This is a genomic window from Sorangium sp. So ce302, assembly GCF_051530145.1.
Taxonomy (GTDB): Bacteria; Myxococcota_A; Polyangia; order Polyangiales; family Polyangiaceae; genus Sorangium; species Sorangium cellulosum_B.
In genome coordinates this window covers 10,293,824-10,308,293 of record NZ_CP150326.1, presented here as the reverse complement: position 1 = coordinate 10,308,293, position 14,470 = coordinate 10,293,824, and the positions used below count along the sequence as shown (strand labels likewise).

11 protein-coding genes are annotated in these 14,470 nt (G+C 69.5%); 7 read left to right on the top strand and 4 right to left on the bottom strand.

Going from position 1 to position 14,470, the window contains the following annotated elements; genetic code table 11:
* Nucleotides 1–377: 377 nt before the first annotated feature.
* The 5 genes from WME73_RS39005 to WME73_RS38985 all read left to right on the top strand — a co-directional run bounded on the left by WME73_RS39005 (nt 378) and on the right by WME73_RS38985 (nt 7,266).
* Nucleotides 378–872: a hypothetical protein gene (locus WME73_RS39005; protein WP_437912910.1), complete on the top strand. Its 495-nt coding sequence runs from the start codon at nt 378–380 to the stop codon at nt 870–872.
* A 185-nt stretch (nt 873–1,057) separates the two neighbouring features.
* On the top strand, nt 1,058–2,659 hold the full coding sequence (locus tag WME73_RS39000; protein WP_437741352.1) for a S28 family serine protease: 1,602 nt from the start codon (nt 1,058–1,060) through the stop codon (nt 2,657–2,659).
* Nucleotides 2,660–2,853: 194 nt separating this feature from the next.
* Nucleotides 2,854–4,260, top strand: coding sequence for a hypothetical protein (locus tag WME73_RS38995; protein WP_437912909.1), 1,407 nt, complete (start codon nt 2,854–2,856; stop codon nt 4,258–4,260).
* A 354-nt stretch (nt 4,261–4,614) separates the two neighbouring features.
* Nucleotides 4,615–5,316 (top strand): thermonuclease family protein, encoded by a 702-nt coding sequence (locus tag WME73_RS38990; protein WP_437741350.1) that lies wholly within the window; start codon nt 4,615–4,617, stop codon nt 5,314–5,316.
* A gap of 609 nt (nt 5,317–5,925) precedes the next feature.
* A complete protein-coding gene (locus WME73_RS38985; protein WP_437748086.1) occupies nt 5,926–7,266 on the top strand; it encodes a cytochrome B6 in 1,341 nt (446 codons plus the stop codon).
* Between the two features lie 11 nt (nt 7,267–7,277).
* On the opposite strand, the gene WME73_RS38980 is transcribed toward WME73_RS38985, so the two are convergent.
* Nucleotides 7,278–8,054: a TetR/AcrR family transcriptional regulator gene (locus WME73_RS38980; protein WP_437912908.1), complete on the bottom strand. Its 777-nt coding sequence runs from the start codon at nt 8,052–8,054 to the stop codon at nt 7,278–7,280.
* A 92-nt stretch (nt 8,055–8,146) separates the two neighbouring features.
* On the opposite strand from WME73_RS38980, the gene WME73_RS38975 reads away from it, so the two are divergent.
* On the top strand, nt 8,147–9,739 hold the full coding sequence (locus tag WME73_RS38975; protein WP_437912907.1) for an FAD-dependent monooxygenase: 1,593 nt from the start codon (nt 8,147–8,149) through the stop codon (nt 9,737–9,739).
* Nucleotides 9,740–9,819: 80 nt separating this feature from the next.
* Here WME73_RS38975 and WME73_RS38970 read toward each other — a convergent pair whose 3' ends face one another.
* Together WME73_RS38970 and WME73_RS38965 are read right to left on the bottom strand one after the other, a co-directional pair.
* A complete protein-coding gene (locus tag WME73_RS38970; protein ID WP_437912905.1) occupies nt 9,820–10,899 on the bottom strand; it encodes an adenylate/guanylate cyclase domain-containing protein in 1,080 nt (359 codons plus the stop codon).
* Between the two features lie 108 nt (nt 10,900–11,007).
* Entirely contained in the window at nt 11,008–11,907 is a 900-nt protein-coding gene (locus WME73_RS38965) for an SGNH/GDSL hydrolase family protein (RefSeq protein WP_437912903.1), read from the bottom strand.
* Between the two features lie 394 nt (nt 11,908–12,301).
* On the opposite strand from WME73_RS38965, the gene WME73_RS38960 reads away from it, so the two are divergent.
* On the top strand, nt 12,302–13,177 hold the full coding sequence (locus WME73_RS38960; RefSeq protein WP_437741345.1) for a helix-turn-helix domain-containing protein: 876 nt from the start codon (nt 12,302–12,304) through the stop codon (nt 13,175–13,177).
* A gap of 124 nt (nt 13,178–13,301) precedes the next feature.
* Here the strand turns inward: WME73_RS38960 and WME73_RS38955 are convergent, their stop codons facing one another.
* Nucleotides 13,302–14,423, bottom strand: a complete 1,122-nt coding sequence (locus WME73_RS38955; RefSeq protein WP_437741344.1) for a polysaccharide deacetylase family protein — start codon at nt 14,421–14,423, stop codon at nt 13,302–13,304.
* Between the last annotated feature and the right edge of the window lie 47 nt (nt 14,424–14,470).

Below are 14,470 nucleotides of genomic sequence, written 5' to 3'. Positions count from 1 at the left end.
GAGAAGAGAAAAGGCTCGTGAAGGCGCCAGAAAAAGACTGAAACGCCAGCGCGCCAAGGGAGCGAAGGAGGAAAATATTCTCTCTTGTCTTTTGGTGTCTTTGCGCCTCTGCGCCTTGGCGTTCAAATATTTCTCTCCATCCGACCGGCGCTTCAGGCCACCTCGCGTCCTGCAGGTCAGGCGCGGCGAGCGCTTTCAGAGGGCCAGGGCCTTCTCTATATCTTCATGAAACAGGCCGCCTGGTCAGGGTCGAAATCCGCGACGTGACTCGCCTCGAACAACCGCGGTTCCGGGTCGCCACAACCTGGGTTGGGTCGGGGGGGCCCTGCGCGGCGGGTCGCGTTGTGCTCCGCATGGAAGCTCTCTATGCTCTGACCATGCAATGGACACATCGATTGCTTGTAATTTCCGTCGTGAGCTGTCTCGGCTGTGAAGCGAGCGACCCGGAGGCAGGCGTCAGCGCCGGCGGCACGGGTGTTCCGGACGTCTCGGGCGGCACTGGAGGCCGGGGCGGCGTCCGGGACCCGGACTTCGGTGGGATCATCGCTTCGGAGGGAGAGTTCGATCCCATCCCGCTCGAGGGCCTCACGCCCTGCGCAGAGCGCCCGGTGTTCTGCGAAGCTGGAGACACCTCCGAAGACGTTGCGACGGAGCACCTGCTGGAGATCGGCGAGGATTGCGTCATCGCCACGAACTTTCCGTGCGGCGCTGGGTTAGCGGTCAAGTTCGATGAAATGGGCTGCGCCGTCGGGACACAGGATCCTGACATCGACGCGAGAGCGGCGTCCTGCGTCATCGAGGCCGTCACGGCGGAGCGATGGGCTTGCGCCACGGGCATGATCGTGCGCGCGGGCGCCTGGACTTGTGAATAACCGGCGCTCGCCTCGACACGCCACGCCACGCCACGCCGGGCCGCCCGCCAACGCCCAGGAGTGGGGTCAAGCTCGTCGATCTGCCACGGTGATCCGGGCGCCTGATCCGGGATGGCTCACCCGCAACGTGGAAATCTTGCTGCGCCACGCCGCTCCGAACGCCGATCGGGCACGCTGCCGCCACGATGGCCGACCGGACGATTCAGAACAGCAGCGCGGCCTTCTTGATATCGCTCGCACTGGCGGCCGTCGCCGCCTGCGGAGACGACGGCAGCGGAGAGGCGAGCGCCTCGACGACATCTTCCGCGAGCTCGAGCACAAGCGCGAGCGCCGGGACCGGCGGCGGCTCGACCGGCGAGGGCGGCGCGACCGACGGCGGTGGCGGCAGCGGCGGCGCAACGGACGGCAGCGGCGGCGCGACAGGTGGCGGCGGCGCGACGGGCGGCGGCGCTGGCGGCGTGGGCGGGTCGGCCGGCGGCGGCGGCGCCGCGGTGGATATCCTGGATCAGCTGCGCGCGCTCGACGTCGCCGAGGTCACGGAAGAGGCGTCCAGGATCCCCGGCTATCGGTTCTTCGTCATCGAGCTCGAACAGCCTGTCGATCACGATGCCCCGGGCGGCGAGCGCTTCCGGCAGCGGCTCGCGCTGCACCACCGCGACTCGAGCGCGCCGCTCGTGCTCGCCGCGACCGGCTACTCGCTGTTTCTCCCCGAGCAGTACATCGAAGAGCCCACTGCGCTCTTGAACGCAAACCAGATCTACATCGAGCACCGGTTCTTCACGCCGTCACGCCCGGAGCCGGCGGATTGGACCAAGATGACGATCGAAGCGGCGGCCGCCGATCACCACCGCGTCGTCGAAGCGTTCCGCACGATCTACACCGGGAGATGGATCTCCACGGGGGCGAGCAAGGGGGGAATGACCTCCGTCTACCATCGTCGTTTCTACCCCGATGACGTCGACGGCACGGTGGCCTACGTAGCTCCGCTCAGCCACGGCGTGGAGGATCCACGCTACATCGATTTCCTGAACCAGGTCGGCGAGGCCGACTGCCGCGAGCGCATCGCCGCGTTCCGGCGCGAGGTGCTGCTCCGGCGCCCGGCCATGCTCGAGCGCGCGGAGACGGAGGCGGACGCGCTGGGCTTGACCTACGACCTGTTCGGCGTGGAGGCGCAGCTCGAGAGCGCTGTGATATGGCTCCCATCCTACTTCTGGCTCTACTCGCTCGAGGCCACCTGCGGCCAGATCCCGGATGTGTCGGCGTCCGACGACGACCTGTGGCTGGCCCTCGGCCTGATCTCTCCCGTGAGCGCCGGCGCCGATGCTGCGTATCTCGCCTTCGAGCCGTACTACTGGCAATGCTACACAGAGCTCGGCGCCCCCCTGCCCGACACCGCTGATATCGCTGACCTGCTCACGTTCGACTGGGGGTCGGTCGACCGCCTGCCGACCATCCCCATCGAGCCGGAGTTCTCGCCTGCCGCGATGGAGGACGTCGCGCGCTGGGTCGCCACCGAAGGCAGCGAGCTCCTGTTCATCTACGGCGAGAACGACCCCTGGTCTGCCGGGGCCTTCGATCTCGGCGCGGCGGTGGACTCGTACCGCTATTTCGCGCCGGGCGCTAACCACGGCGCGCACATCGGCGGCCTCGCCCCGGCCGACAGGGACGCCGCGGTGGCGACGCTCGCCCGGTGGGCGGGTGTGCCACGGTCGCTCGTGACGGCGCAGCCCTTGCGCGCTGCCGTCCCCCGCTCTCCGCGCATGCTGCGCCCGCGATTCGCTCTCTGATCTCTTGTCTTTTTCGATCGCGACGCCGCTCGCGGAGCCGCCGCCCAGCACCGTGATGTCCGCGCCCTCGAAGAACTTGCTCCAGCGCAGGGCGCCGGCTCGGCCGTGCTTCTTCACCACGATGGCTTGGGAGCAGGGGAACCCGGGGCCGTGGCCCTCATGCTGCCAGGCGACCACGACGATGTTGCCGGCGATTGCTGCGGGCGCTGGTGCGGCTGGATGACCCCGGGTTAACCTCGACCGATGATCACCGCGGACCACGGGGAGCACATCCTGGCGATGCGGCTGCAGCAATGAGCGAGGACGCTCCCGGGGCGGCTTCGCCCGAGCGACTCTGCAAGGTCGAGGTGCAGGACGCCCGCCGCGACAAGCGCCTCCTCGGGTCCGTGGTCGTCGCATCGCTCGTCGGCACGTTCGCCGCTCCGTGGGGGCTAGCCGTGCTCGGGATGGAGAAGGCCTCGCTCTTCGCCGCGCTGATCGGCCTTGGCAGCTACTTCGCCAGCGCCCTGTCGTTCGCCGGCGCGGACCGCGGACCGGGCGAGCGCCGCCTCCGCGACGGCAGCGTGACGATCGAGGGCGAGCGGCTGCTGATCGCGGAGGGAGCGAAGGAGAGCAGTCTGCCGCTCGCGCGCCTCGCCGGCGGCTGGACGGAGCGGACGCCGAACGGCCACGCCGCGGTGCTGTCGTTCTCGGATGGGCGCGTCGCCGCCGTCGAGCAAGCCTCGGAGGAGGCGGCGATCGACCTCTTGTCGCGGGCCGGGGCGGGGGCGCAGGCGCGCGCGGTGCGGATGCGCACGTACCGCGAGGACTCCAGCGGTCGCAAGATCGCGGGCTGTCTCCTGGCCTTCTTCGTCCTGATCCTCGCCCCGGGTGCGCTGGCGCTGCTGATCCTGCTGTTCACGGCCATCGCAAAGTGGTCCATCGCGCCCCTCGGTCCGATGGTGGCAATGGGCGGGCTCGCGCCGCTCCTGGGCGTCGCGGCCTGGCTCTGGTCCAAGGTGACGCCGAGCTGGGCGCATATCGGCACCGACGGCGTGATGGTCAAGAGCGCGTTCCGGCGGCGGTTCCTCCCGCACAGGGCCATCGTCCAGGTCGCGCTCACCCGCGGGGGAGTTGGCGGCGCCTATCATTTCGTGAAGATCGGCCTGCGGCACGGCGAGTCGATCACCGTCCCGGCGGCCAGCCCCGCCGAGGCCACGGCGCTGATCGAGCGAATTCAGGCCGCTCAGGCCGCCGTCGCGATGCAGGATCGGGCGCGGCTGCTGGAGGTCATCGCGCGCAATGGCCGGCCGCTCGCCGAGTGGAAGAAAGCGCTGGGGTCGCTGGTGGCCAGGACCGGATACCGGACGGCGGGGAACGACCTCGAAGAGGTGCTGCGCATCGTCGAGGACGGTTCTGCGCCGCCGGAGCAGCGCGTCGCCGCCGCGCTCGCGGCGCGCCCGCACGGGGGCGAGGCGGTGGAGAAACGGATCCGCGTCGCCGCCGAGGCGAGCGCCGAGCCGAAGCTGAGGCTGGCGCTGGAGAAGGTGTCCGCGGGGGAGGACGAGGATGATCTGCTGGAGGAGATCGGCGCCGGCGACGCCCGGAAGGCGGCGGGATGAGCGGTGCTATCTGACCGGCTCGCGGCGACGCCGGTGAGATGAACGAAAAGCTCGTGAAGCCGCCAGAAGAAGATTGGAACGCCAGCATGCCAAGGGAGCGAAGGGGGAAATATTCCCTCTTGCCTTTTGGCGTCTTTGCGCCTTTGCGCCTTTGCGCCTTTGCGTTCAATTCTTCCTCCCCATCCGACCGGCGCTTCAGGCCACCTCGCGCTCCCCGGGTCAGGCGCGGCGAGCGCTTTCATAGGGCCAGGGCCCTCTCTATATCTTCATGGAACAGGCCGCCTGGGCAGGGCGAAAGTCCCTGCGATGTGCGAACGGCGGTTTCTGTGGGGCTATCCATCATAGGAGGGGGCGATGGCAGGATTGCTTCCGGAGTTCCGGAGGTTCATCGACTACGTGTCTCTTGTCTCCCGTAGGCGGGGGCTGCGCCGGGAGCTGCCTGGCGACAGGTTCCTCGCCGAGGTGGTGAGGACGGTCGACGGCGACACGCTCCGCGTGCGCGACGAGCACGGCGTGATCCATCCTGTCCGTATGCTCTCCATCGATACGCCCGAGACGCACTTCCTCGGCGCCTCGCAAGGTTACTGGGCCGAGCTGGCCGCCGAGCGGCTCTCCGAGCTGCTCCCCGACGGCGCCGAGGTCGAGATCCAGACGGACGAACAGCCGTTCGACGCCTACGGCCGCGTCCTCGGATACGTCCTGTCGCGCGGTCGGCTCATCAACCGGCAGATGCTGGAGGAGGGCCTTGCGACGACCTACATCGTCGCCCCGAACCTCCGTCATGCCCGGGAGCTCTCCGAGGCTGCGCGGCGGAGCTTCGCCGAGCGCCGCGGCATGTTCGGCGACGCCAGCGTCCTGCTCCCGTACGAGTTCCGGTGGAGGATGCGAGGCCAGTCGAGCGCGAAGCTCGTCGGCAGCCTGTCCCGAGGCGAGGTGGTCGATCTGGCGGAGCGGGAGCGGGTCCCCGTCTGGGATCGGGTGTTCTTCTTCGACGCGAAGGACGTCAAGGCGCCGTTCTTCCGCGTCGAGCCGGAGCGGGGCGAACAGGGCGGCTGAACGGACCGCCGTGGGGCGCGCGCTCGCGCCGCGCGCGCGCCCCGGTCGCGCACGCGGCGCGACGCGGGCCATGATGCCACGGATCGTGGCAGTTTGCCTCGCGCCGCCCCGCACATCGGCTGGACGGAGCGCGCTCGTGAGCTCCGTGGGCACGGTGACCCGCGATGGCGCGAGGCGTGCTCGTTCGCCGATCCGAGCGAGGAGGCACGATCTCCCGCGCAAATTGCCCCGCTCCGCGCCTGATCAGGAACGGAGCGCACAGCGGGCGCGCCCCTGGCACAGGAGTCGCCTGCGGGCGGAACTGCCCATGGCGCCTCGGCTGTGTGCCCGGCGAGCCGCCCTTCGTGTGCACGGGGCGGGAGCTCCGCGCGCCGGGAGGCGGGGCGCTCGGCCAGCCATTGCTGACGACGTACCCCTCGTGAAGGAGCCGCTCGTATGCCTGTGAAGAGAATGGATATCACGTGCATGGTCGCGTGCACTGCCGCGCTCTCGCTCGGTCTCGTGAACTGCGCCTCGACGCCGGGGGCGGTACCTCTGGAGCCTGACAGCACGCGTGGCGCGCCGCCGGGGACGGCCGAAACGGTCGCGCCGGCGGGCCCGAGGGCGCCCATGAACGCGTATCCGCCGCCCGGCCCCGACACGCCGCGCACGAGCTATCTGCCGGTCGACGAGAAGGAGCCGTTCGCCGCGCTGATGGCCCGGATGAAGGCCGACAAGCCCGCGTTGATGAAGCGCCAGAAGACGCTGCTCGAGGCGCGGTACGACCTCGCCAACCGCCCTGCGCCGGGGGTCACCATGTCGCGCGGAAAGCCCGTTCAGGGCGGCGTCCGGGTGAAGCTCGAGAAGGGGACGACGTGGGAATCGCTGGCCGCGCTCACGCCCGACGCCATCCGGGACCAGGGCCTCTGGCCGCAGGGCTTCCTGCCGCTGCCCCACCCGAACCATCCGGAGGGAGGGATGGTCTTCCCGAAGTTCGAGATCGAGGAGATCAAGCGCCAGGAAGGGCGCGACCTCACGCGCTTCGATCTCGACTTCGACCTGCCGGACCACGTCGTCTCCGAGTTCCCGCCGCCGATCTACCTCACCACGCGGCCTGATCTGGGCGACGTCTCCAGGGGGCAGCTCGTCACCATCGCCAACTTCTACGAGCTCTTCAACGGGATCCTGAACCCGAAGCAGCTCGAGGGGCTCCGCCTCCTCGTCACGCCTTTTCCGCAGCAGCAGTTCAACGCGACCGCGGATCGGCGCTCGGAGAGGGCGAGCCTCGGCGTCGCCTGCTTCGATTGCCACGCCAACGGGCACACGAACAACGCGACCCACCTCGTGGGCGACATCCGACCGCAGGAGTTCCGTCACCGGATCGACACCCCGACCCTGCGCGGCGTGAACATCCAGCGCCTCTTCGGCTCGCAGCGCGCGCTCAAGACCGTCGAGGACTTCACCGAGTTCGAGCAGCGAGGGGCGTACTTCGACGGCGACATCGTCATCGCCGTGAAGAAGGGGATCAACATCCTGGACCGCGGCCACCAGGTCCACGCGATGTCCGAGTTCCAGGAGATCCTCGACTTCCCCCCGGCGCCGAAGCTCGCGTTGAACGGGCGCCTCGACCCCGCGAAGGCCACGCCGGAGGAGCTCCGCGGAGAGCAGATCTTCAACGGCAAGGGCCAGTGCGCGACGTGCCATGCCGCGCCGTACTACACGGACAACCTGATGCACAACCTCCGGGCGGAGCGCTTCTTCAAGCCCGTGCTCATCAACGGACGGATGGCGACCGCGGACGGCCCCATCAAGACGTTCCCGCTGCGCGGCATCAAGGACAGCCCTCCCTACCTGCACGACGGGCGCCTGCTCACGCTGGAGGACACCGTGGAGTTCTTCAACCTCGTGCTCGGCACGAAGCTGACAGCACAGGAGAAGGCCGACCTCACGGCCTTCCTGCGGGTGCTCTAGAAAGGCAGCGGCTATCGCCGCTCGCGACGACCTGCTCCCGCCGCGGCTCCGCAGGAGAGGCGCGCCGCGATGCCGTCGAGCACGCAGTCGAGACCCCTGTCGAACGCGACGTCGGCCGGCGGGTGGGTGGCGTCCTCGACCACCTTGGCGAGCGTCGGGAAACGGCCGGTGGCGATCATCCGGCGGATGTACGCCTCCGACGCCCGCTGCCATTCGGTCTGATCCAGGCCACTGGCGACCTCGGCGCGCAGCTCGTTGGCCTCGGCGCGGATGGCGCCGATCACGTAGGCGTTGACGGTCCCGACCGCCATCATGACGGCGTCGATGTCCTCGAAGCCCGGAGCGCCGCTCAGCGCGGCGAGCGAGGCCTCGAGGTGCACGAGGGCGTTCGGGCCCAGATGGGGACGGCCGCCCAGCAGATCGATGAACCACCCGTGCTCCCTGGCGGCCCGACGGGTGCGGTGGGCAATCGTCCTTAGGGCGTCGCGCCAGCCGCCAGGGATGGGCCCCGCGGACGCCATCTCCCCGTACACCGCGTCCACCATCAGCTCGAGCAGCTCTTCCTTGGTGTCCAGGTAGCCGTAGAGGCGCATCGGGCCGGCGTCGAGCGAAGCCCCGATCTTGCGCAGAGAGACCGCGGCAAGACCTTCCGCGTCGGCCAGCGCGATGGCCGCGCGCACGATCCGGTCTCTGCTCAGCGGCCCGGGAGCGGGACGGAGCGCCGGCTCCGGGCGGTCCCAGATGAGGGAGGCGCCGGTCACGTGCGGTTTTTTCTGCCGTGCGGTCATCGCTCGTCTTGTTCGCATCAGCAGCCGGTTGACAACAAATCCGACGCGATACACTGTATCGTAGTGATACACTGTATCAAAGGACGGTTCTGATGCACGTAGAATCGACGTCGGTGCTCGTGGTCGGGGGCAGCCTGGTCGGCCTGTCGGCCGCGGTGTTCCTGGCCTGGCGAGGTGTGCGCACGGTGCTGATCGAACGGCACGCTGGCAGCTCGCCGCATCCACGCGCGATCGGCTACACGCCGAGGACGCTGGAGCTCTATCGCGCGGTCGGGCTGGGCCAGCTCATCCCGCAGGTGCCGCCCGGCTTCCGGCTGCGCCGGGCTCGGGTCGAGAGCCTGGCCGGGGCGTGGTTCGAGGAGGTCCCGTGGACGCCCGGGGAGCACGTGGCGCCCGCGATCGAGCGCTCGCCGTGCGCGGGCGCCGCGATCGCCCAGGATCGTCTCGAGCCCAGGCTTCGAGACAGGGCGATCGAGCTCGGCGCCGACGTGAGGCTCGAGACCGAGCTGACCCGCTTCGAGCAGGACCCAGGCGGCGTGACCGCCTGGCTGCGCGAGCGCGACGGGCGAGAGGTCGCGCTGCGCGCTTCCTACCTGGTGGCGGCGGACGGCCACCGCAGCGCGATCCGCGAGGCGCTCGGGATCAGCCGCGCCGGGAGAGGGCACATCCGGACGGCGCGCAGCGTCCTCTTCCGGGCTCCGCTCGAGGAGTACCTTCGAACGGGGGTCACGCAGTTCGCGATCGAGCAGCCGGGCTTCGGCGCATTCCTCACCACCTACGGCGATGGCCGCTGGGTGCTGATCTTCTGGGATGACCAGGAGCGCGACGCGGCGACGTTGAGAGCGCTGATCTCCAGGGCGATCGGCAGGGCTGACCTGGAGATCGAGATCGTCACCACCGGGCGCTGGGAGATCAGCGCCCTCGTCGCCGATCGATTCATGTCCGGCAGGGTGTTCCTCGCCGGGGATGCCGCGCACACGCTGCCGCCCAACCGGGGCGGTTACGGCGCGAACACCGGCATCGAGGACGCCCACAACCTCGCGTGGAAGCTCTCTGCGGTCCTCTCCGGCGCGTCGAAGCCCGATCTGCTCGACACGTACGACGCCGAGCGGCGCCCGATCGCGTGGCTCCGGCATCACCAGATCTTCGCCCGCGAAGACTACAAGGCGCACGCGGGCGGGACCGCCGGAGGCGCGCCGATCCTCGACGACGACGCCATGGAGCTCGGGCAGCTGGTCCGATCGACGGCGGTGCTCGGCGCCGGCGACGGGCTCCCGCCGGCGTTGCGGCCCGAGCAATGGGCGGGTCAGCCCGGCACGCGCGCGCCGCACGTGTGGGTGGTGAGGGGCGGCGAGCGGCTGTCGACGCTCGATCTGTTCCAGCGACGCTGGGTGCTGCTCACCGAGGACGCGCGGTGGTGCGCCGCCGCAGCGCAGGTCGGTGAGCAGCTCGGCATCGAGCTCGAATGCGTCCGCATCGGCGCGGATGTACGGTCCTCCGAGGAAGGAGCGTTCTGCAAAGCGTTTGGCCTCGGGGCCGGGGGAGCGTCGCTGGTCCGCCCGGACGGCTACGTGGCGTGGCGCTCGCTCGACCTGCCGGCGGATCCGCGCGGCGCGCTCGCCGATGCCCTCGGGCGGGTGTCGTCCGCCGCGCGCCGCACCGGCGAGCCCGCCGCCCTCACGTAGGTGATCATCGCCAGCCAGGTCGACCGACGATGCTCACGATCGATGGATCCGGAGGACCGGGCACGCAGAGGGCCAACCGCTCACTTCACATAGAAGGCTCGCACCGGCGCAGCTACGCCCTTCAGCCGGAGCTCGCCAGCGGCTTCCAGCGGAACGGCGCCGTCCAGCAGCTTCGCCGTGCTCTCGCCAAGGAGGATACGGCCCGGCTCACTCGCCGTCTCGAGCCGCGCGGCGATGTTCACGGCAGGTCCGATGACGGTGTAGTCCGAGCGCGCCAGCGAGCCGAAATTGCCCACGACGGCGTCACCCGTGTTGATGCCGGCGCGGGCGACGAGGCGAATCCCATCACCCAGGCTCGGCAGCGTGGCCTGAAGGTCGCGCGCGAGCGCGACGCAGCGACGCGCCTGCTCGGCCGGGTCGAGGGGATCGGGGGCTCCGAACACGATCATGACGGCGTCCCCGACGAACTTGTCGACCGTGGCTCCGTGCGCGTGCGCCACGTCGGCCGCCGCCGACAGGTACTGGTTGAGCAGCCGCCCGACGGCCTCGGCGCCGAGCCTCTCCGACAGCGATGTGAACCCCACGAGGTCGGTGAACATCACGGTCACCACCCGCCGCTCGGGCTCGGCGTCCATCCGCAGCTCTCCGTGCGCGGCGCGCTCGACGAGCGACGGCGGCAGGTAGCGTCGGAGGACGGACTCCGTGAGGTAACGGTGGAGCTTGGCGGTTTGATTCACTGCGTAGTTCGACGCAAAGAAAACCAGGAAGATGCCGGCAGCCATGTTGGCCATCACGGTCGCTGCCGCCGCGGGCTCAGCGTAGAAGAGGTGTGGAGAAGGTGGGCTGAACAATGGATGCGGCCGGATCACGCCGGTGAGCTCGAGGGTGCCCACGCCACAGTACAGACAGGAGCCGAGGACCGCAGCGAAGAGGCCGAACCGAAAGTCGAGGAAGATCCGGTACAGCGCGACGAACATGACGATGTACAGCGCCGACGGTGACACCAGCGTTCCGGTGGCATGCATGGCCAGCTGATTCGATGCGAGCTCGGCGGTCAGCGTGACATACGTCAGCGCGCGAGCGATGATCGAGGCGTCCCGCCCCAAGGCCCGCGTGAGCGCCAACAAGGCCCCGTTCGCGACGATGAAGACCGCCAGCATGGCGAACCGTGCTCAGCGCGCCGGGACGGAACGCTCATGATGTCGGGCGATCGCGCCACCGCGCGCTCCGAGCGGGTCGGCGGTCTCTCGATCGGGCTGGCGCCCGGCTCACCTCAGGTAGTCGGAGATCGCGTCGTACCAGCGGCCCGCCATCCGGGCGTAGCCGGCCTTGTTGGGATGGACCCCGTCGCCGAGCTCGGACGTGGGGAAATCCTTGAACTGATCGACGAAGAGGACGTGCGCGCCCTTGCTGGCGCGCGCCTCGACCAGCGCGGGGATCTTGGCGTTGTACGTGCTGACCGCGTTTGCGCCGCTCGGGAAAGGAATGATGTTGCTCACGACGATCAGCGCGTCGGGCGCCTCGGCGATCAGCTCGTCGATGAGCGCGCCCAGGCGGGTGTCGGCGCCGTTCGGCTCTCGATACATGTCGTTGGTGCCGGCGTGGAGCAGCACGATGTGCGGCATCTCCCGGAGCCCCGGGGTCGGTATACGATTGGCGATCTGCTGGATCGTCTCTCCGCTGATGCCCTCGTGATTGCGGGGGAACGGCTTGCCATCGACCATCGCGGGGCCGTTCCCCGGCTGGCTGCCCGTGAAGGTGACCTCGTGGCCGTCCTGCGTGGCGAGGTGGAAGAGCTCGACCCGGTAGCCGCCGTCGGAGCCGAGACCGAAGGTGATCGAGTCCCCGAGGGGCAGGATCTTGCAGGCGCCCGTCGCAGGGCAAGGCTGGAACCCTGCATCCGGAGAGCCCCCGCTCCCGCTCGTTCCTTCCGCTGCGCTGCTGCTGCTGCTCGCGCCCCCAGCCCCTCCGGCGCTGCTCGAGCTGCTGGAAGAAGCCCCGCCGCCCGAGCCGCTGGTCGCCGTCGTGCTGCTCGCTCCGCTCGTTGTCGAGGAGACTCCCGAGCCCTCACCCGCGCTCGTCGTCTGGGCGCTGCCGGAGGAAGAAGCACCTCCTCCGGAGCCGCCCGAGCCGTCGGACGACCCATCGGAGGCGCTGGAGCAAGCCATGGAACCGACCAAGAGAAGGCCCACGAGCGGAATCCCGCGGGCAAAGGTGCCGAATGCGCCATGACGGACGAGCAGCGGAGAGGTCGAGGTAGACATGTGAGCAGCGCTCCCGGTCAGCGACCGAATAAAATTATGTTGTAAGCAGAGAGAGCGGGAGCTCGGCGCAGTGTCACACCACCCGCACAGCCTCTGCGAGGAAGTGAAGGGAAGGGTACGTGGCGCTCGCAGCGAGGTCGTTCAAATTCCCGGCGAAGGTTTTCAGGATCCCGACGCGCGGGATCCGATCCACCCGGCGCCCGCGAGCAGAGGTGTGTGTGCGCTCACATGCCGAGCGCACGAGGGGCTTGACCCCCGTGTTCCTCGACGTCGACGATGCTCCGGGGCGACCCCAGGCATGACCGCGGAGTTCTCAGCAAAGTACGGGGCGGCTCTCACCGGATCGGACTGGGTGGGGCTGCCCCTCCGGATCGGGTACGTGCCCGAGAGCGGCCGGATCGAGGGGCTCTCGGCGGAGAGTGATGCGGTCCTGGTGTGGACGGGAGGCCCCTCGCAGGTCGACATTCACTTCGCGGAGCCGACCTCGGGCGAGGTCCGGGAGCATTCCTTCGAGCGGCTCTCGGGAATGATGGACCTCTTGCCGCGGAGGACAAGGCTGCACAGCGTCGCGTGGCGGGGGCGGCCCTCCGTGTGCACGTCGGTGAACTTCCCCGAAGCATCCATGTTGGCTCTCTGTGCGTCTCCGTCCGCCGTGCTGGTCCCGGAGCGGGAGCCGCGGTTCGGTCTGGTCGACGCCCATGTCGTCGACCTGGTCCGGCGCCTGCAGGCGCAGGCCGAGGGGCAGGAGTACTTCGGGGCCGTCTACGTGCAGTCGCTCTGCCTGGCGCTGGCTTCCTACCTATCGGCGCGGTACGGAGCGGGATCCGGGGCGGAGATCTCGCTGCGCAACGCGAGCCTCTCGAGGAGCCAGCGAACCCAGATCGAAAAATTCGTGGACAGCGAGCTCTCCTCGAACTTCGGGCTCGTCGACCTGGCGGGGCTGGTGGGCTACTCGCCGGACCATTTCTCGCGCCTGTTCAAGAGCGCGTTTCACCAGACTCCCCACCAGTACGTCATTTCGCGCCGCATCGAGAAGGCGATGACCATGCTCCAGGACGAGCGGCTGTCCATCGCGGAGATCGCGCTGGAGTGTGGCTTCGCCAATCAGGGGCACCTCACGACGGCGTTCAAGCGCCGTACGGGGACGACGCCGGGCGCCTATCGAAAGAAGTGAGCGCCCGGCCGGGCTCCTCGGGCGCAGGGGATCCCCTCGCGCCGAGCAGCGCCTGGCGCTCCGGCGCGCGCCGGGGGCCGCGCCGTCCGCGACCTGCATGAGCGGCCGCGCGCGGGTTCCGCGATCACTGGATCGGCGAGCCCTCGGCTTCGTCCTGGGATCCATCGAGCGTCAGGCCCGGATCGACCGGGGCCACCGCGCTTCGCAGGGCGAGTTGCCGCTGCAGTAGCTGCTTGGTCCACGGGACGCCCGACACCGAGCGGATGAGGCTCCGGTGATCCGCGCCGAAGTCGATCCGCGGCACCGAGAACGGCGCGTCCGCGGAGCTACGGAATCCGCTGACCGTCGCATAGTCGTCAGGCCAGTGGGTCACGGCTCCCAGGAAGCCGAGCCGGCGAAGCGTCGCGCACTCGCGAGGACCGAAGTCCGCCCCCACGTGCCCGTTCGGATAACAGAAGATGGGGACCGGGCGCCTGGCCTCGGCGCGCAGGCGCGCCCAGGACACGTGGATCTCGTGCTTCGATTGCGCGTCGCTCGTCCTGGAGAGCACCGGATGGGTGACCGTGTGCGGACCGAACGTGATGCCGCGCGCCTCGCACGCGCGGACGTCATCCCACGACATGGGCGCGTACCGCGCGGGAGGGCGCGCCGGGAGATCGACCTCGGCCGCGGCGGCGAGCCGCTGGATGGCGCGGAGCTTCTCGGTCTCGGGCACACGCTTGCAGCGCTCCATGAAGCGCCGCGCGAGCTGCGCCCGCGGGACGCCGTCGTCCAGGCGGATGACGTGGCGGAGGCCGCCCACCATCACGCTGAGCTCGCGGCGCCGCGTCGTCTCGAACACGTGCTCCACGCGGTGCCACCAGCACCACAGATGGCCGTCCAGATAGCCGCTCACCACGAAGATGGTGGCCGGGCAATCGAACTCCGCGAAGATCGGCGCGGCGACCGTCGCCTGGTCGATCGTGCCGTCATCCATCGTGAAGGCGACGGCCCGGTCGACGGGCGGCTCCTCGCCCGCGAGGCCTCGGAACACCCGCTCGAGCGACACGAGCGGATACCGCTCGCGTCTCAGGAACTGCAGCGCGCGCCGGAGGGCGCGCGGATCGAGGCCCTCGATCCCGCGATCCGGGTCGGCGAGCCGATGCATCACGATGATGGTCGAATGGCCGTGCATCACTGGTGTGAATGGCCGCGTCGCCCACGGTGCGGCCAGGAGATCCGAGAGCCATTGCATTGCGTTCGACATGAGTCGTCCCCCCCTCGAGAGCGCGTGAAAGCAGCAGCGTTCGGCGA